Source organism: Duganella sp. 1411, assembly GCF_017833525.1.
GTDB lineage: Bacteria > Pseudomonadota > Gammaproteobacteria > Burkholderiales > Burkholderiaceae_D > Rugamonas.
Window position 1 is genome coordinate 1,839,099 of the sequence record NZ_JAFICD010000001.1, and the last position, 16,510, is coordinate 1,855,608.

A 16,510-nucleotide genomic window follows, 5' to 3' on the forward strand; every position below is an offset into this window, starting at 1 on the left:
GGTTGTTAATCGCACATAAATTCGATACTATGATTGTCGAGGGGTGTTGTCAAGAAACAGAGCGGGCCCGTGAATCAACAATGCGACAACAAAGCGTCTGCCGCGTGTCGCTTTTGATAGTCCCTCATAGACAAAAACAGAACCGAACAGGAGACCGGCATGACCATGAAAAAATTTGTAAATATTGCGACACTTGCGACACTCGCCGCCCTTGCCGTGACTATCGCCCCGCTGGCGCGGGCCCAGGACACGATCAAAGTCGGCGTCATCGCCGCGTTCTCCGGCCCCTTCGCCGACTACGGCAAGCAGATGGAAGGCGGCATCAAGGCCTACATGGCGCAGAACGGCGCCACGGTGGCGGGCAAAAAGATCGAGATCATCGTCAAGGATACTACCGGACCTTCGCCGGAAATAGCCAAGCGCCTGGCGCAGGAGTTGGTTATACGCGACAAGGTCGACTTCCTGGCCGGCTTCGGCCTTACTCCGGAGGCGCTGGCGGTGGCGCCAATCGCCGAACAGGCCAAGAAGCCGATGATCATCATGAACGCGGCCACCTCCATCATCACCACCAAGTCCAACTACATCGCGCGCTTCTCCATGACGCTGCCGCAGGTCTCCGCGCCGATGGCCACATGGGCGGTGAAGAACAACATCAAGAAGGTCGTCACCCTGGTGGCCGACTACGGCCCCGGCATCGATGCCGAGGCCGCGTTCAAGAATGAACTGGCCAAGGGCGGCGGCACGGTGACCGAATCGATCCGCGTCCCGCTGCGCAATCCGGAGTTCGCGCCCTACATCCAGCGCATCAAGGATGCCAAGCCGGACGCGGTGTTCATCTTCGTGCCGGCCGGCGAACAAAGCATCGCCTTCATGAAGGGCTACCGCGAGCGCGGCCTGGCCGAAGCGGGCATCAAGGTCATCGCCACCGGCGACCTGACCGACGACCACGTGCTGCCGGCGATGGGCGACGCCACGCTGGGTGTGATCACCACCTTCCACTATTCGGCGGCGCACAAGTCGCCGGAGAACGCGGCGTTCCTGAAAAGCTTCGCGGCGGCCAACCCGAATGGCGGGCGGCCCAATTTCATGGCCGTGGCGGCGTATGACGGCATGGCCGCGATCTACGAAGTGGTCCGCAAGCTGAATGGCAAGATCGATGGCGACAAGGCGATGGAGATCCTCAAGACCATCAAGTTCAATAGCCCGCGCGGCCCGATCGCGATCGACCCGCAAACCCGCGACATCGTGCAGACGGTGTATGTGCGCAAGGTGGAGAAGATCGGCAATGAAGTCTACAACGTCGAATTCGACCAATTCGCCAATCAGAAAGACCCGGGCAAATAAGCCGGTTCAGATGCTGGCCGGTGGCGGCATCGCCGCCAGCATCACCGCGGCCAGCATGGCGCCGGCCAGCAGCACGGACTCGATTTGCAGCAGGCCGGTGATACGCGTCATGGCGCCCGTCCGGCCCACCGCGGCGTCTGGAAAGCCGATAAACTTATTGTAGCCACCCACCGCGACGGCCAGCGCCACCAGCAGCAGCTTGACCGCCAGCGTGGTCTCGTAGGCGCCCGTTCCCACTTGCGCCCACGTGCCGAATACTCGCCACGCGTTGTAAGCGCCACTGGCCGCGATGCCCACCAGCGCGAAGGTCGCCGCATCGGACAGTAGCTCCAGATAGCGCGCCGGCGCGCCCGACCTCTCGGCGGCCAACGGCAACACCAGCCAGCCGGCCACCGCCACCGCCCCCACCCACCCGCAGATCAGCAGCAGATGCAGCCACTCGACCCACACGCCGCTGCTGAACAAGCCGTGTTCCGCCGCATGGCTGTTGGCCGCGCGGCTGAAGGCGAAGCCGCCCAACAGCACCAGCGCGATCCAATCGCGCCCCGGCAGCCGTCGACCCATCCAATGGAGCGCCGCGACCGACAGCAGGCAGATGCCGCCAGCCGCGCCGATAAGGCCGTAGGTGCTACGCGACAGCAGCATCGAGAACGCCTCGCCGGCCTCGCCCAGCGGCACGTCGGCCATCGCGGCGGCGGCGGCCCACAAGGCGGCGCAACCGGCCAGCAATGCCGCCAGCGCGGCCGCCGGCATCGACGTTTCCAGCGCCGCACGCGCCCTCGGCGCCCATGCCCGTTCGCCGGCCTGGTCGTCACCCCGCAGCCAGCGGCGGGCCAATAACGCCGCCAGCATCCACGCCAGGCACAGATTGAGAAGCAGCCCGCTGGCCGCCTGCAAAGTCGCCGTGGCAGTCAACTCACTTCACCGAAAAATTGTACTGGCCATTGCGGCGATGGCCGTCCGGCCCCACCGCCACCCAGCGCACGATGTAGCCGCCGGATTTAAGCGCCGGCAGATCGAGCTTCAACAGGCGCTTGTTGGTCGCGTCCACCGCCGCCTTGCCGATATCCGGAACCGCCTTGCCCGTCGCATCCTGCAGAACGATGGAGCTGAACGCCGGCTCCACCTCTTCATTGAAGGTCAGCGCGATCGCGGCGGGCGCCTTGTCCAGTTGCGCGTTGGCGGCCGGCTCCGACACCTGGATCGTGGCGTGTGCCATGGCCAGCGGGCTTGCCAGCGTCGCGGCGCCCAGGACGACGCTCAAAACCAGCGATTGTAGTCGTTGCATGATGATTCCTTTTCAATGAAAGACAGATTGATATGACGTTCACTTTACAAGCTTCCCCTATAGGAAGGTCAAGCTTTTTCCGGTCCCGGAATCACACTTGACAGGAATGCGAAAAAACGCCGTCGCATTCGGTAGTTTGTGCCGAAACACGGTCCCGCCCCGCGACATCCTAGCGTTCTTCCATCGGTGCTGGCGCGGCCCGCGCGGGGTGGGTTAGCATGGCTGCTCGCCGCCCCCGATCAGCGGCACGTGAAAAGGAGTTACCGTGACAGACCACCAATCCGCGACGGCAGCAAGCTACCGCCGCATCACCGACAACGACGCCGAGGCGGCGCATCGGCTGTCGCTATCGGTGCGCTGGCCGCACCGGCTGGACGACTGGCGCTTCATGCTGCGCCTTGGCGCCGGCTTCGTCGCCGAGGACGACGAAGGCATCGTCGGCACCGCCATGTGCTGGAGCCATGGCACCGAATTCGCCTCGCTCGGCATGGTCATCGTCGACGCCGCACGCCAGGGCCAGGGCATCGGCCGCAAGCTGATGTCGATGGTGATGAATGAGCTGGGCAACCGCAACGTGCTGCTGCACGCGACCGAGGCCGGCAAGCCCCTCTACGAAAAAATGGGATTCAGGCAGACCGGCGAAATCCACCAGCACCAGGGCACGGTGTTCAAGTCGCCGCTGATGCCGCTGCAACCGGGCGAACGCATACGCCCGCTGGGCTCGCGCGACGGCGCCCGCCTGGCCGCGCTTGGCGCGCGCGCCGCCGGCATGCCGCGCAATACCGTGCTAGCGGCGATGCAGGACGTCGCCGAAACCGTCGTCATCGACCGCTACGACGAGGTGATCGGCTGCGCCATGCTGCGCCGCTTCGGCCACGGCTACGCGATCGGCCCGGTGATCGCGCCCGACATCGACCGCGCCAAGGCTTTGATCAGCCATTGGACCGGCACCTACGGCGGCGCCTTCCTGCGCATCGACGTCACCGGCTGGAGCGGCCTGAGTCCGTGGCTGAACGAACTCGGTCTGGTGCAGGTCGACAGCGTGGTGGCGATGGTACGCGGCGAGGCGCCGCTGTCCGACGCCGGCGTGCGCCAATTCGCCGTCATCAGCCAGGCGCTCGCCTGAACGACGGCGGCGCGGCAGAAAATGCTGCGCCATCAAAAAATACGCAATGAACGCTTGCCCGGCGGGCCGGTTCCGCAAGCACCCGCCGGCACAACGGTCCTAACATGGAGCCATACCACCACATGGATTTCATCATGACCGACACCTCCCTGGCGGACCTGGACCGCCAACACCTGATACACCCCGTCTCCAACTTCCGCGCCCACGAAAGGCGCGGACCGACCATCCTGGCCTCCGGCCACGGCGCGTGGCTGCGCGACGACCAGGGACGCGAACTGCTCGATGCCTTCTCCGGACTGTGGTGCGTCAACACCGGCTACGGACAGGAGAGCATCGTCGCGGCGGCGACGGAACAGATGCGCCGCCTGCCCTACGCCACCGGCTACTTCAGCTTTTCATCGGAACCGGCCATCGAACTGGCGGCGCGGCTGGTCGAACTGGCGCCGGCCTCGCTGCGGCACGTGTATTTCACCATGGGCGGCTCGGACGCGGTCGACGCCGCGCTGCGCTATATCGGCTACTACAACAACTCCAGGGGGCAGCCGCAACGCGACCAGTTCATCTCGCTGCAACGCGGCTACCACGGCTCGTCCTCGGTCGGCGCGGGCCTCACGGCGCTGCCCGTGTTCCACCGCCACTTCAATCTGCCGCAGCCGAACCAGCATTACCTGCCGTCGCCGTACGCCTATCGCAGCCCGGTCGGCGCCGATCCGCAGGCGCTGATCGCGGCCTCGGTGGCCGACCTGCGCTCCAAGGTCGCCGAACTTGGCGCCGACCGGGTGGCCGCCTTCTTCTGCGAGCCGATACAGGGGTCGGGCGGCGTGGTGGTGCCGCCCAAGGGCTGGCTCAAGGCAATGGCCGACGCCTGCCGCAAGCTTGGCATCCTGTTCGTCGTCGACGAGGTGATCACCGGCTTTGGCCGCACCGGCCCCTTGTTCGCCTGCGCGGCGGAGGACGTGGAACCGGACATGATGACCGTGGCCAAAGGACTGACCGCCGGCTACGCGCCGATGGGCGCGCTGATGATGTCGGACGCGATCTACCAATCCATCGCCGACGGCGCCGGCCCGGACATCGCGGTCGGCCACGGCCAGACCTACTCCGCCCACCCGGTCAGCGCCGCCATCGGCCTGGAGGTGCTGCGCCTGTACCACGAGGGCGGTCTGCTGGCCAACGGCGTGGCGCAAACCCCGCTTTTCGAGCGCGGCCTGCGCGCCCTGCTCGACCATCCGCTGGTGGGCGACGCCCGCGGCCGCGGGCTGCTCGGCGCGCTGGAGCTGGTGGCCGACAAAGGCAGCAAGCGCCAGTTCGATCCGGCGCTGCGCCTGCACGAACGGATCACGGCCGCCGCCTATGAAAACCGGCTGATCTTCCGCGCCTTCGGCGACAACATCCTCGGCTTCGCTCCGGCGCTGTGCTACACCGCCGACGAATTCGCGATCATGTTCGAACGGCTTAAAAACACGCTGGACCAGGTGCTTGAACAGCCGGACGTGCGCCGGGCGATGGCCTGAAGCCGGCCGCTGTTCCCTCTAAAACCATCATGCTACAATCAGGCCGGCAACCACCCCAAGGCTGCCAGCCGAACAAGGGAGATCATGTTAGAAGGCGCGTTTAAACTGGATCGCATCGACATCCGCATCCTGTCCCACCTGCAGCAGAGTGGCCGGATTGCCAACGTTGATCTGGCCGATGCCGTGGGCCTGTCGCCCAGCCCTTGCCTGATCCGCGTCAAGCGGCTGGAAAAAGCCGGCTATGTCACCGGCTACGGCGCCCACATCGAACTGGAAAAAATCGGCAACGTGCAGCTGGTGTTCACCCAGGTCACGCTGTCGGACCACCGCCGCGAGGACTTCACCAAGTTCGAGGCGGCCGTGCGCAAGATCGACGAAGTGGTCGAGTGCCACCTGGTCAGCGGCGGTTTCGACTACCTGCTCAAGTTCGTCACCACCGGCGTGGTGCACTACCAGACCATCATCGAAGGGCTGCTCGACCAGCATATCGGCATCGAGAAATACTTCAGCTACATCGTCATCAAGTCGCCGTTCACCAAGGGATACTACCCAGTCGATAAGCTGTTCACGCAGAACTCCTGACCTCCCGCAAGCGGCGCGGCATATTCTGCCGCCGCCGCGCGATATTCGCAATTTCCCCCGCTTCGCCCGGCCCTCAACGGTCCCCTCCTCTTGCGCTGCGCCGCTACCATGGTCCTCAGTCCACCACACCGAGTGCATATCCATGACCTATCCAAATTTAACGTTGACGCTCGATCGGGGCGAACTGCTTTGCCAAGGCAACTACGTCGATGGCGCCTGGCGGCCGGGCCGTGCGGGCTGCCGTTACCCGGTCGTCAATCCGGCCGACGGCCAGGCTTTCGCGGAGGTACCCGACAGCGATGAAACCGACGCCCGCGACGCCGCCGACAGCGCGGCGCGGGCCTTCGAAGGCTGGCGCGCGCGCAGCGCCCGCGAGCGCGCGGCGCTGCTCAAGCGCTGGCACGCGCTGATCCTGGCGAACAAGGAAGACCTGGCGCGCCTGATCTCGCGCGAACAGGGCAAGCCGCTGGCCGAGGCGCGCGGCGAGGTGCTGTACGGCGCCTCCTACGTCGAATGGTTCGCCGAGGAGGCGGTGCGCGCGTATGGCGACATCATCCCCGAGCCGGTGCGTGGCCGCAAACTGATGGTGGTCAAGGAGCCGGCAGGCGTGGTCGCCGCCATCACGCCCTGGAACTTCCCGCTGGCGATGATGGCCCGCAAGATCGCCCCGGCGCTGGCCGCCGGCTGCACCGTGGTCGCCAAGCCGGCCGAGGACACGCCGTTGACGGCGCTGGCGCTGGTGCGGCTGGCGCATGAAGCGGGCATTCCTCCCGGCGTGCTCAATATCGTCACCGCTTCGCGCGGGCATACCCCGGCCGTCGTCGGCGCCTGGCTGGAGGACACGCGGGTGCGCAAGATCACCTTCACCGGCTCGACCGCCGTCGGCAAAGGCCTGGCGCGCGATTCGGCGGCCACGCTCAAGAAGCTTTCGCTGGAACTGGGCGGCAACGCCCCCTTCATCGTCTTCGACGACGCCGATCTCGAAGATGCCGTCGAGGGGCTGATGGCGGCCAAATTCCGCAACGGCGGCCAGACCTGCGTCAGTCCCAACCGGGTCTACGTGCAAGACGGCGTCTACGCGCGCTTCGCCGAATTGCTGACGGCTCGCGTGTCGGCGCTGGCGGTAGGTCCGGCCACCGATCCGGCGTCGCAAATCGGTCCGATGATCAACCGCCGCGCCCTCGACAAGATCGCCGCCCACGTCGCCGACGCCGTCGAAAAGGGCGCGGAACTGCTGTGCGGCGGCCGTCAACCCGCCGGCCGTGACAGCCCGGCATCCACCTACTACGCACCGACCGTGCTGGCAGGCGCCAGCCACGACATGCTGCTGGCGCGCGAGGAGACCTTCGGCCCGGTGGTGGCGCTGTTCCGCTTCGCTACCGAGGACGAAGTGGTGGCCGCCGCCAACGACACCCCTTTCGGCCTGGCGGCCTACTTCTACGCGCGCGACATATCGCGCGTCTGGCGCGTGGCCGAGCGCCTGGAGACGGGCATCGTCGGCATCAACGAAGGCGCGCTGGCGGCCGAATCGGCGCCGTTCGGCGGCGTCAAGGAATCCGGCTATGGCCGCGAAGGCTCGCGCTACGGCCTGGAAGACTACATGCACACCAAATATCTCTGCCTTGGAGGACTGAAGCAATGACCATGGAAACCTACCCGATCGAAATCGAATTCCCCGACCTCGCGCCTTACGCCGAGGGCAACACCGGCATCCCGTATGTGTACACCTACGACAGCGGTGCACCGGGCCCGCACACGATGATCAACGCCCTCACCCACGGCAACGAGGTATCCGGGGCGATCGCCGTCAAGGCGCTGCTCGACGCCGGCGTGCGGCCACGGCGCGGCCGCCTGACGCTATCGTTCGCCAACATCGACGCCTATCTCAGCTTCGATCCGAAGCGGCCCGACGCCTCGCGCTTCGTCGACCAGGACTTCAACCGGGTGTGGATGCCGGCCACGCTGGACGACATGACGCTCGACTCGTCCGAACTGCGGCGCGCGCGCGCCATGCGGCCGCTGCTCGACAAGGTCGATTTCCTGCTCGACCTGCACTCGATGCACGAGCGCAGCGCGCCGCTGACGGTCAGCGGACCGCTGCAAAAAGGCATAGCCATGGCCAGACAGCTCGGCGTGCCGGAACATATCATCAGCGACGAAGGCCATCCCGAAGGCCGCCGCATGCGCGACTACGGCCAGTTCGGCGATCCGTCCAAGCCGCACACCGCGCTGCTGGTCGAAAGCGGCCAGCATTGGGAAGCCGCCGGGGTCGAGGTGGCGCGCAACTGCTGCGCGCGATTCCTGCTCTTGTGCGGCAACGTCGACGCCGGCGACATCCCGGCCGGCTGGCTCAAGCCGCACCCGCCGTCGCAGAAGGTGATCCGCGTGACCGAACCGGTGGTCGCCAGCGGCACCGATTTCCGCTTCGCCGGCGAGTACACCGGCCTGGAGACCTTTGCCGACGCCGGCACCGTCATCGGCTGGGACGGCGACACGCCGGTGCGCACCCCCTATCCGAACTGCGTGCTGGTGATGCCGTCGCTGCGCCAGCTGCGCGCCGGCGTCACTGTGGTGCGCCTCGGCCAACTGCTCGACTAATTGACTCGCCCCCCCAAACCAGGAGCTCACACCATGCAAAGCAATCCCGTTATCCGCTTCAGCGACATCACACCGGAAACCACCTCGCAACATCCCAACGAGGCCAATCGCATCAAGGGCAACCCACTGCGCATCGCCCGCGAATACTTCGCCAACGACACGCACGGCGTGCGCGCCGGCACCTGGGAGGCCGGTGAAGGGGTCTACCGCATCGCTCTCGGCGCCGACAAGCACGAGCTGTTTCACCTGTTGACGGGGCGCGTGATCATTTCGGAGCCGGACGGCGGCAATCCGCGCCAGTTCGTCGCCGGCGACAGCGGCGTCATTCCGCCGGGATTCGCGGGCATTTTCGAGATCGTCGAAGCGGCCAGCAAATTCTGGGTCGTCACCGAGCTGCGAAACTGAGCGTCACGACGCCGCGTCAAGAAAATATTGACATGGCCGACGCCGCAGCGCTTACAATAAGAGATCTTTTCACGACCATCCCGCATCGCGTCCCGACATGAAGAAGGTGCTCCTGACTTTTCTGATGTTTGTGCTTCCGTGGCAGGCGATGGCCGCCGCGGAACGCGATCTCGCGCACATGTTCGGCGACGGTATCGGCCGCCATATCGCGGTGGTGGCCACGCATATGGCGGAACACGCCGCCCATGTGCCGCATCATCACGACGATAACGGGCACCATGACGATGAGGGCGCCGACGACGGCGCGGGCATCCACCAGGACGACTCCGGCAAATCCGTCCAGCATCTGGCCGATTACGACCAGGGCTGCGGCATGAACCTGCTGTTCCCCGCGGCGGCGCGGCTGCCCGACTCGCAGCTTCCGCGCGCCGCGCCACTGTTCGAGCCGGACGTCCACGCCGGCAGAACCACCCTGCCCCTGCTCCGTCCTCCGCGCGCGCCCGCCTGACCAGCGGGCCGTATCGTCACGCCCGGCCATTTTAATGGCCGGCCGCGGCACCGCCGTAGCGCATACCGTTCAATCACGCCGAGGCTTTTCATGCACAACATTCCCACGCGCCCGCGCGGCCGGCCCCTGGCCGCCCCGCGCCCCTGCCATCAGGCGATTCTGTCCCTCGCATTGCTGGCGGCGGTCCCCGGCGGGCATGCCGAAACACCGTCTTTCAGCGCGCTGCTGCGGCAAGCCCTGACCGATGCGCCGCGCCTGCTGGAGCAGGCGGCCAACGTGCGCGCCGCCGAGGCGGACGCCGATCAGGCCCGCGCATGGAACAATCCCACGCTGAGCGCGACGGCGGAAAACATCGGCGCGCCGCTCTCGGGAGGCGTCAGCCAGCGCCAGGACACTTACACGCTTACCCAGGTATTTGAAATCGGCGGCAAGCGCGCCGCGCGCATCGACGCGGAGCGCAGCAAGTCCGCGGCCGCCGCGGTGCATGACCGCCAGGCCCGCATCGTCTACGCCAACGAACTGGCGATCGCCTACGCCACGGCGGAGGCGATGCAAGCGCGCAAGGCGGTCGCCGACGCCGACCTCGCGCGGGCCTTTGACGACCTGCGCGCGGTGCGGGCGCTGGTCGACGCCGGCCGGGAAGCCGGCCTGCGGCTGGCGCAGGCCCGCGCCGGCGCCGCCGCCGCGGAAGCGGCGGTGCAATCGGCGGACGCGGACGCCCGCGGCGCGCTGGAGCAGTTGTCGGCGCTGGCCGGCGCGGCGCAACCGTTGGTCCGCATCGACCACACGCTGCTGTCGGCGGCCGCGCCCCCGCGCCCGGCCGCCGGCTGGAGCGAGGACCAGGCGCCGGCGCTGGCCGGCGCGGCGGCGGAACGGGACGTCGTCGCGGCACAGGCGAAGCTGGAGGAAAAACGCTGGATACCGGATATCGGCGTGAGCGTCGGCGTGCGCAAATTCGGCTGGACCGGCGAGACCGCCAAAACCATCGGCCTGAGCGCGAACATCCCGCTGTTCGACAACAACCAAAGCGGCATCGCCGCCGCGAGGGAAAGGGCCGGCGCCGCCGCCATGCGCGTGCAGGCGGCGCGTCTGGAAGCGCTTGCCATGCGCCGCTCGGCCATCGCGTCGGTGCAGGCCTCGGAGCGCCGTCTGGGCGCGGCCGAACAGGGCGAGAGCGCCGCCGTTGAAGCCTACCGGCTGGGCCGCATCGGCTACGAAGCCGGCAAAAACCCGCTGATGGAGTTGCTGGGCATACGCCGCGCGCTGTCCGAAGCGCAGGCACTTACGATCGACGCCCGGCTCGCCCGCGTGCGCGCCATCGCCAACCTTTCCACGGCCGAAGGCCGCATCGCATTTGGAGAAACACCATGATGGAACCTCGACGCCCGGCAATCGGCTGGCCCTGGGTAGCGGTATCGGCGGCCGTCGCCGCCGCGCTGGGCTTCGGCGCCGCCCGCTGGATCGCACCGGCAAGCCCCGCCGGCGCATCGGCGCCGACGGCGGCGCCGGCTCCGCGGGGCGGTGACGCGGACATCCCGCTCGCCATCAACATCCCGGCCGAATACCTGGCCGCCGCGAAGATCGAGGTCGAAGCGGTCGCTCGCGGCAGCCTGCGCGCGCAAATCCTTGCCGCCGGCACGGTGACGGCGCCGCCCAACAGCGAGGCTGTCATCGTCGCGCGGGCGGCCGGCAATATATCGCGCATCAACCGCCAATTGGGCGACAAGGTCCGCGCCAACGAAACGCTGGCCCTCGTGTCCAGCGAGGAGGCGGCATCGATGGCGGCGGCGCGGCGCGTCGCCGACACCAGGGAGGAACTGGCGCGCAAGGGCCTCGCCCGCGAATCGGCCCTGTTCGAACAGGGCGTGACGCCGCGCCAGGACATGGAGGCGGCACGGGCGGCCCTGGACGCGGCGCAAGCCGAAGCCCAGCGCGCCCGCTCGGTCGCGCAGGCCGCGCATGTATCCGCCGACGGAAAATCGGTGGCGGTGGTCAGTCCCATCGCCGGCACCATCACCGTCCAGACGGCGACGCTGGGCGGCTACGCGCAGCCGCAGACCGAATTGTTCCGCGTCTCCGGCGCCGGCCCGGTGCAGGTCGAGGCGGCGGTGCCGGCGTCCGACATCGCCCGCGTGGCGATCGGCGACCAGGCCACCATCACCGCCGCCAACGGCGAGGCCGTCGCCGCCACCGTTCGTTCGATCACGCCCACCGTCAACGGCGGCGCCCATGCCGCCACCGTGGTGCTGTCGCCCGCCGCCGGGGCACCCGGCCTGATCGTGGGCGCCGGGGTCCGGGCGCGCCTGCACGTCAGGGACGACACCGGCGGCCTGGTGGTGCCGGAGGACGCGGTGCAAAATATCGACGGCCGCGACGTGCTGTTCGTGCGCACCGGGGACGGCTTCCAGGCGCGCGCGGTGCTGGTCGGCCAACGCGGCGGCGGCATGGCCCAGATCACCTCCGGCGTAAGGGCCGGCGAGCGGATCGCCACCCGCAACGCCTTCCTGGTCAAGGCGGACATGATCAAGAGCGCCAAGGACGAATGATGATGGATTCCATACTCACAGGTTCGGTGCGCGCGCGCTGGCTGATCCTCTTCCTCACCGTCGTGGTCGCGGCCATCGGCGCCTGGCAGCTCAATCTTCTGCCGATCGACGTCACGCCCGACATCACCAACAAGCAGGTGCAGATAAACACCGCGGCGCCGACGCTGGGCCCCATCGAGGTCGAAAAGCGCGTCACCTTTCCGATCGAGACCGCGCTGGCGGGCCTGAACGGCGTCGAAAGCGTGCGCTCGTTCTCCCGCAACGGCTTCAGCCAGGTCACCGCCGTGTTCAAGGAGAGCGCGGACCTGTATTTCATGCGGCAGCAGGTGGCCGAGCGCCTGGCGCGCGCCGGCGCCGAGCTGCCGGCCGGTGTCGCGCCGCAAATGGGGCCCGTCTCCACCGGCCTCGGGGAAGTGTTCCACTACAGCGTGGAATACGCGCATCCCAACGGCGAAGGCGCCGCCGCGGCCGACGGCAAGCCTGGCTGGCAGGCCGACGGCAGCTTCCTGACCGCGCAGGGAGAACGGCTCGCCGACGACGTCGCCCGCCTCGCCTACCTGCGCACCGTGCAGGACTGGATCATCCGGCCGCAGTTGCGCGCCACGCCCGGCGTCGCCGACGTCGACTCGCTGGGCGGCTACGTCAAACAATACGTCGTCGCGCCGGATTCGGCGCGGATGGCGGCGCACGGGGTGTCCTATACCGAGCTGGCGCAGGCGCTGGAGGACGCCAACGTCTCGGCCGGCGCCAACTACATCCGGCGTTCCGGCGAATCGTATCTGGTGCGCGCCGACGGCCGCATACGCACGCTCGACCAGATCGCCGAGGCGGTGGTGGCCACGCGCCAGGGGGTGCCGGTCACGGTGGCGCAGCTGGCCCAGGTCGCCATCGGCGGCGAGTTGCGCAGCGGCGCGGCCAGCCGCGACGGCAACGAGACCGTGGTCGGCAGCGCGCTGATGCTGGTCGGCGCCAACAGCCGCACCGTCGCCCGCGCCGTCGGCGACAGGCTGGAGGCGGTCTCGAAGACGCTCCCCGAAGGCATCGTCGCGGTGCCGACGCTGGACCGCTCGCAACTGGTGGAGGCGACCATCTCCACCGTCGCCAGGAACCTGGCCGAGGGCGCGCTGCTGGTCATCGCCATCTTGTTTTTCCTGCTCGGGAACTGGCGCGCGGCGCTGATCGCCGCGCTGGTGATCCCGCTGTCGCTGCTGATGAGCGCCATCGGCATGAACGCGTTCGGCATCTCCGGCAATCTGATGAGCCTTGGCGCGCTCGATTTCGGCCTGATCATCGACGGCGCCGTCATCATCGTCGAAAACACGCTGCGCCGCCTGGGCCGGCGCCAGCATCGCCAAGGCCGCCCGCTCACGCTCCACGAGCGGCTGGAAGAAGTGGTCGGGTCGTCGCGCGAGATGCTCAAGCCAACCATCTATGGCCAGTTGGTCATCTTCCTGGTGTTCCTGCCTTGCCTGGCCTTCCAGGGCGTCGAGGGCAAGATGTTCTCGCCGATGGTCATCACGCTGATGCTGGCGCTGGGTTCGGCCTTCGTGCTGTCGCTGACGTTCGTGCCGGCGCTGATCGCGGTGATGATGAAGGAGCCGGTGGCCGAGGGCGAGGTGCGCGCGGTGGCCATGGCGAAGCGGCGCTACGAACCGTGGCTGCGTCGGTCGGTCGCCCGTCCCCTGCCCTTCATCGGCGCCGGCGTCGGCGTGCTGGCGGCGGCGCTGGTCGCCTTTTCCCTCGTCGGGCGCGAATTCATGCCGACCCTCGACGAGCAAAACCTGAACCTGTCGTCGGTGCGCATTCCATCGACCTCGATCGAGCAATCGGCCGCGCTGGATCTGCCGCTGGAACGGGCCGTCATGACGCTGCCGGAAGTGAAGACGGTCTACTCCAAAGCCGGCACCGCCAGCCTGGCCGCCGACCCGATGCCACCCAACGCGTCGGACAACTACATCATCCTCAAGCCGAAGGACGAGTGGCCGGCCGGCCTGACGACCAAGGAGCAGGTGATCGAGCGCATACGGGCCAGGACCGCCCACCTGGTCGGCAACAACTTCGACGTCACGCAACCGATCGAAATGCGCTTCAATGAGCTGATCGGCGGCGTGCGCAGCGACGTCGCGGTCAAGGTCTACGGCGACGACCTGGATCAACTGGCCGCCAGCGCCCGCGACATCGCGGCGGTGCTGCGCAGGATCCCGGGCGCCGCCGACGTCCGGGTGGCGCAGACCGAGGGCTTCCCGACCTTCGACATCGTCTTCGACCGCGCCGCCATCGCGCGCCACGGCCTGACCGTCAAGGAGGTGGCCGACACCGCGTCGGCCGCGCTGGCGGGCCGCCCGGCCGGGCAGAGCTTCGAGGGCGACCGCCGCTTCGACATCGTCGTTCGCCTGCCCGCGCGGTTGCGCGACAATCTCGACGAGCTGGGCGCGCTGCCGGTGATGCTGCCGGCCGACGGCGCGCGGCCGCGCGCCTCGGTGCCGCTGCGCCAGCTGGCCGACTTCCGCTTCACGCGGGGGCTCAACGAGATCAGCCGCGACAACGGCAAGCGCCGCGTCTATGTGGAGGCGAACGTCGTCGGACGCGACCTGGGCGGCTATGTCGACGAGGCGCAGGCCAGGATGGCGCGGGAGGTCAAGCTGCCCGCCGGCCACTGGATCGAATGGGGTGGGCAATTCCAGAACCTGCGCGCCGCCACCGGGCGCCTGGCGATCATCGTGCCGATCTGCTTCGTGCTGATCGCCGCCGCCTTGTACATGGCGATCGGCAACGCGATGTTGACCGCCACGGTGCTGACGGCGGTTCCGCTGGCGCTGGCCGGAGGCGTATTCGCGCTGGCGCTGCGTGGCATACCGTTTTCAATCTCGGCGTCGGTGGGCTTCATCGCCGTTTCCGGTGTGGCCGTTCTGAACGGATTGGTGCTGATCTCCGCCATCAACAGACGCATCGCCGACGGCGCCGACGCCGCCGCCGCGGTGGTCGACGGCGCGATGGAGCGCCTGCGCCCGGTGATGATGACGGCATTGGTGGCATCGCTGGGATTCGTGCCGATGGCCGTGGCCACCGGCACCGGCGCCGAGGTGCAAAAGCCGCTGGCGACGGTGGTGATCGGGGGATTGGTCACGTCGACCGTTCTGACGCTGTTCGTGCTGCCGGCGATCAGCGCCATGGTGTTGCGGCGCCGCGCATCGCCTTAAAAGTACCGCACCCAAGCCTGCTTCGAGCTTCGCTTGAAGTTGGCGAAGGCCTTGCAGGGGACATACAGTACCGGCATCAGCGCCAAAGCGACCACCCACACCGGCCAGAGCGCGTCGACGCCGAAGCGCGCGCCGTGGTTGGCGCCGAACACCGCGACCAGCGCCTTCTGCATATACAGCAGCAACAGCAGATGGAACAGGTAGTAGAACATCGGGGCGCCGCCGAAAGTGGCGAAGGCGCGGGTCAAACGATTGTCGTACGGCTCCAACCACGCCAGCACCAGCATTCCGGTCCCTATTGTCATCAGCACGAAGTCCAGCGACGGCGGATATTTGGTGAAGTTCAGGAAGGACATCAAAGTCCGGACCGCCGTTTCACCCTGTACCCATGGCAGTTCCTCGCCATAGATGTTCAATCCGCGCAGCACGAGCAACAGCAGCAGCGCGCCGCCGCCGATCATGCGCAGCAGCCGGCGGCGGCGTTCCGGCGCCATCGCCCGCGCGTACAGCGGCCCGGCCGCATAGCCCAGCAGGATCACGCCGATCCACGGCAGCAGCGGATAGGTGACCTTGACCTTGACCGCGCCGTCGGCGACCAGGAAGCCGCGATGCAGCAACAGGGTCCAGGCGTCATAGGCGACGCTGCCGGGTTCAAAGCTGATCCAGGTCAGCGCGTTGTGGCCGGCCACGATCAGCGCCCCGGCCGCGCCGAGCAACTTGAGCGGCAGCTTGTGCGCCAGCGCCAGGAAAATCATCGCCAGGCCGATCACCCAGATCACCTGCAGATACATCACCGGCGGCGGGAACGTGCCGACCCAGGCGAAATTGACCACCACCAGTTCCAGCGCCACCAGCAGCAAGCCGCGCTTGACCAGGAAGCCGGTCGCATCGCGCGGGCCCGCGGCCGGGTGCGCGTACAGCCAGGCCGACAGGCCAGTCAGGAACACGAACATCGGCGCGCAAAAATGCGCCGCCGTGCGGGTGAAGAACAGGTCCGGCGGCATGCTGTCGACCGCCATCGGATCGCTGATCGGCACGTGCAGGTAGATCGCCTCGCGCACGTGATCGAACAGCATGATCAACATCACCAGGCCGCGCAACACGTCGATCACGGCGATGCGCGACCTCACCGATTGGGCGGCCGCGTCCAGGGCGGCCGAGGGCACCGGCTTGACGCGGTCCGTCATACCGGGGTTGAGGGTGCTGGTGTGGTCCATGGATAGGTTCTCGGTAGGGTTGAAAAGATGTCCCGCGGCCGCCGGCGCCGCGCGGCCATCACAATATTGTACGGAGCGGGTGCGGATTTTTCTGCTTTGTTGTCCGCTTCCGGTGACGTTTAAACACCGAAATGGGCCCCGCGGCGGCATTTTCCACGGCCGGCAATCTATGCTGATCCACA

The 16,510-nt window shown here is 67.6% G+C and carries 14 protein-coding genes; 11 read left to right on the top strand and 3 right to left on the bottom strand.

Annotation, left to right across the window (positions count from 1 at the left end; translation table 11 throughout):
• Nucleotides 1-159: 159 nt before the first annotated feature.
• Entirely contained in the window at nucleotides 160-1,344 is a 1,185-nt protein-coding gene (locus JOD97_RS07455) for an ABC transporter substrate-binding protein (RefSeq protein WP_209714761.1), read from the top strand.
• Between the two features lie 6 nt (nucleotides 1,345-1,350).
• Here JOD97_RS07455 and JOD97_RS07460 read toward each other — a convergent pair whose 3' ends face one another.
• Entirely contained in the window at nucleotides 1,351-2,259 is a 909-nt protein-coding gene (locus tag JOD97_RS07460) for a CopD family protein (RefSeq protein WP_209714763.1), read from the bottom strand.
• 1 nt (nucleotide 2,260) lies between these two features.
• Nucleotides 2,261-2,632 (bottom strand): copper resistance protein CopC, encoded by a 372-nt coding sequence (locus JOD97_RS07465; RefSeq protein ID WP_209714765.1) that lies wholly within the window; start codon nucleotides 2,630-2,632, stop codon nucleotides 2,261-2,263.
• A gap of 265 nt (nucleotides 2,633-2,897) precedes the next feature.
• Here JOD97_RS07465 and JOD97_RS07470 point away from each other — a divergent pair, with 265 nt between their 5' ends.
• The 10 genes from JOD97_RS07470 to JOD97_RS07515 all read left to right on the top strand — a co-directional run bounded on the left by JOD97_RS07470 (nucleotide 2,898) and on the right by JOD97_RS07515 (nucleotide 15,111).
• Nucleotides 2,898-3,758 (top strand): GNAT family N-acetyltransferase, encoded by an 861-nt coding sequence (locus JOD97_RS07470; RefSeq protein WP_373999805.1) that lies wholly within the window; start codon nucleotides 2,898-2,900, stop codon nucleotides 3,756-3,758.
• A gap of 134 nt (nucleotides 3,759-3,892) precedes the next feature.
• Nucleotides 3,893-5,272 (top strand): aspartate aminotransferase family protein, encoded by a 1,380-nt coding sequence (locus JOD97_RS07475; RefSeq protein WP_209714767.1) that lies wholly within the window; start codon nucleotides 3,893-3,895, stop codon nucleotides 5,270-5,272.
• Between the two features lie 84 nt (nucleotides 5,273-5,356).
• Complete coding sequence (locus JOD97_RS07480) at nucleotides 5,357-5,854, top strand: Lrp/AsnC family transcriptional regulator (RefSeq protein WP_209714768.1); 498 nt, start codon at nucleotides 5,357-5,359, stop codon at nucleotides 5,852-5,854.
• 142 nt (nucleotides 5,855-5,996) lie between these two features.
• Complete coding sequence (locus JOD97_RS07485) at nucleotides 5,997-7,496, top strand: NAD-dependent succinate-semialdehyde dehydrogenase (RefSeq protein WP_209714770.1); 1,500 nt, start codon at nucleotides 5,997-5,999, stop codon at nucleotides 7,494-7,496.
• Complete coding sequence (locus JOD97_RS07490) at nucleotides 7,493-8,452, top strand: M14 family metallopeptidase (RefSeq protein WP_209714772.1); 960 nt, start codon at nucleotides 7,493-7,495, stop codon at nucleotides 8,450-8,452. The genes JOD97_RS07485 and JOD97_RS07490 overlap by 4 nt, the downstream gene beginning before the upstream one ends.
• A gap of 33 nt (nucleotides 8,453-8,485) precedes the next feature.
• On the top strand, nucleotides 8,486-8,857 hold the full coding sequence (locus JOD97_RS07495) for a cupin domain-containing protein (RefSeq protein ID WP_209714774.1): 372 nt from the start codon (nucleotides 8,486-8,488) through the stop codon (nucleotides 8,855-8,857).
• A 97-nt stretch (nucleotides 8,858-8,954) separates the two neighbouring features.
• Nucleotides 8,955-9,365: a hypothetical protein gene (locus JOD97_RS07500; RefSeq protein ID WP_209714776.1), complete on the top strand. Its 411-nt coding sequence runs from the start codon at nucleotides 8,955-8,957 to the stop codon at nucleotides 9,363-9,365.
• Between the two features lie 90 nt (nucleotides 9,366-9,455).
• Nucleotides 9,456-10,736: a TolC family protein gene (locus JOD97_RS07505; protein WP_209714778.1), complete on the top strand. Its 1,281-nt coding sequence runs from the start codon at nucleotides 9,456-9,458 to the stop codon at nucleotides 10,734-10,736.
• A complete protein-coding gene (locus tag JOD97_RS07510) occupies nucleotides 10,733-11,911 on the top strand; it encodes an efflux RND transporter periplasmic adaptor subunit (RefSeq protein WP_209714780.1) in 1,179 nt (392 codons plus the stop codon). Before JOD97_RS07505 ends, JOD97_RS07510 begins: the two co-directional genes overlap by 4 nt.
• Complete coding sequence (locus JOD97_RS07515; RefSeq protein ID WP_209714782.1) at nucleotides 11,911-15,111, top strand: CusA/CzcA family heavy metal efflux RND transporter; 3,201 nt, start codon at nucleotides 11,911-11,913, stop codon at nucleotides 15,109-15,111. Before JOD97_RS07510 ends, JOD97_RS07515 begins: the two co-directional genes overlap by 1 nt.
• Here JOD97_RS07515 and JOD97_RS07520 read toward each other — a convergent pair.
• Complete coding sequence (locus JOD97_RS07520; RefSeq protein ID WP_209714783.1) at nucleotides 15,108-16,328, bottom strand: DUF1624 domain-containing protein; 1,221 nt, start codon at nucleotides 16,326-16,328, stop codon at nucleotides 15,108-15,110. The two genes, JOD97_RS07515 and JOD97_RS07520, sit on opposite strands and share 4 nt — an antisense overlap.
• Between the last annotated feature and the right edge of the window lie 182 nt (nucleotides 16,329-16,510).

Bases quoted from the DNA above. Each gene is read 5' to 3' on its own strand.
- JOD97_RS07455 (WP_209714761.1), top strand. From the start codon at position 160: ATGACCATGAAAAAATTTGTAAATATTGCGACACTTGCGACACTCGCC.
- JOD97_RS07465 (WP_209714765.1), bottom strand. From the start codon at position 2,632: ATGCAACGACTACAATCGCTGGTTTTGAGCGTCGTCCTGGGCGCCGCG.
- JOD97_RS07475 (WP_209714767.1), top strand. From the start codon at position 3,893: ATGACCGACACCTCCCTGGCGGACCTGGACCGCCAACACCTGATACAC.
- JOD97_RS07480 (WP_209714768.1), top strand. From the start codon at position 5,357: ATGTTAGAAGGCGCGTTTAAACTGGATCGCATCGACATCCGCATCCTG.
- JOD97_RS07485 (WP_209714770.1), top strand. From the start codon at position 5,997: ATGACCTATCCAAATTTAACGTTGACGCTCGATCGGGGCGAACTGCTT.
- JOD97_RS07490 (WP_209714772.1), top strand. From the start codon at position 7,493: ATGACCATGGAAACCTACCCGATCGAAATCGAATTCCCCGACCTCGCG.
- JOD97_RS07495 (WP_209714774.1), top strand. From the start codon at position 8,486: ATGCAAAGCAATCCCGTTATCCGCTTCAGCGACATCACACCGGAAACC.
- JOD97_RS07500 (WP_209714776.1), top strand. From the start codon at position 8,955: ATGAAGAAGGTGCTCCTGACTTTTCTGATGTTTGTGCTTCCGTGGCAG.
- JOD97_RS07505 (WP_209714778.1), top strand. From the start codon at position 9,456: ATGCACAACATTCCCACGCGCCCGCGCGGCCGGCCCCTGGCCGCCCCG.
- JOD97_RS07510 (WP_209714780.1), top strand. From the start codon at position 10,733: ATGATGGAACCTCGACGCCCGGCAATCGGCTGGCCCTGGGTAGCGGTA.
- JOD97_RS07515 (WP_209714782.1), top strand. From the start codon at position 11,911: ATGATGGATTCCATACTCACAGGTTCGGTGCGCGCGCGCTGGCTGATC.
- JOD97_RS07520 (WP_209714783.1), bottom strand. From the start codon at position 16,328: ATGGACCACACCAGCACCCTCAACCCCGGTATGACGGACCGCGTCAAG.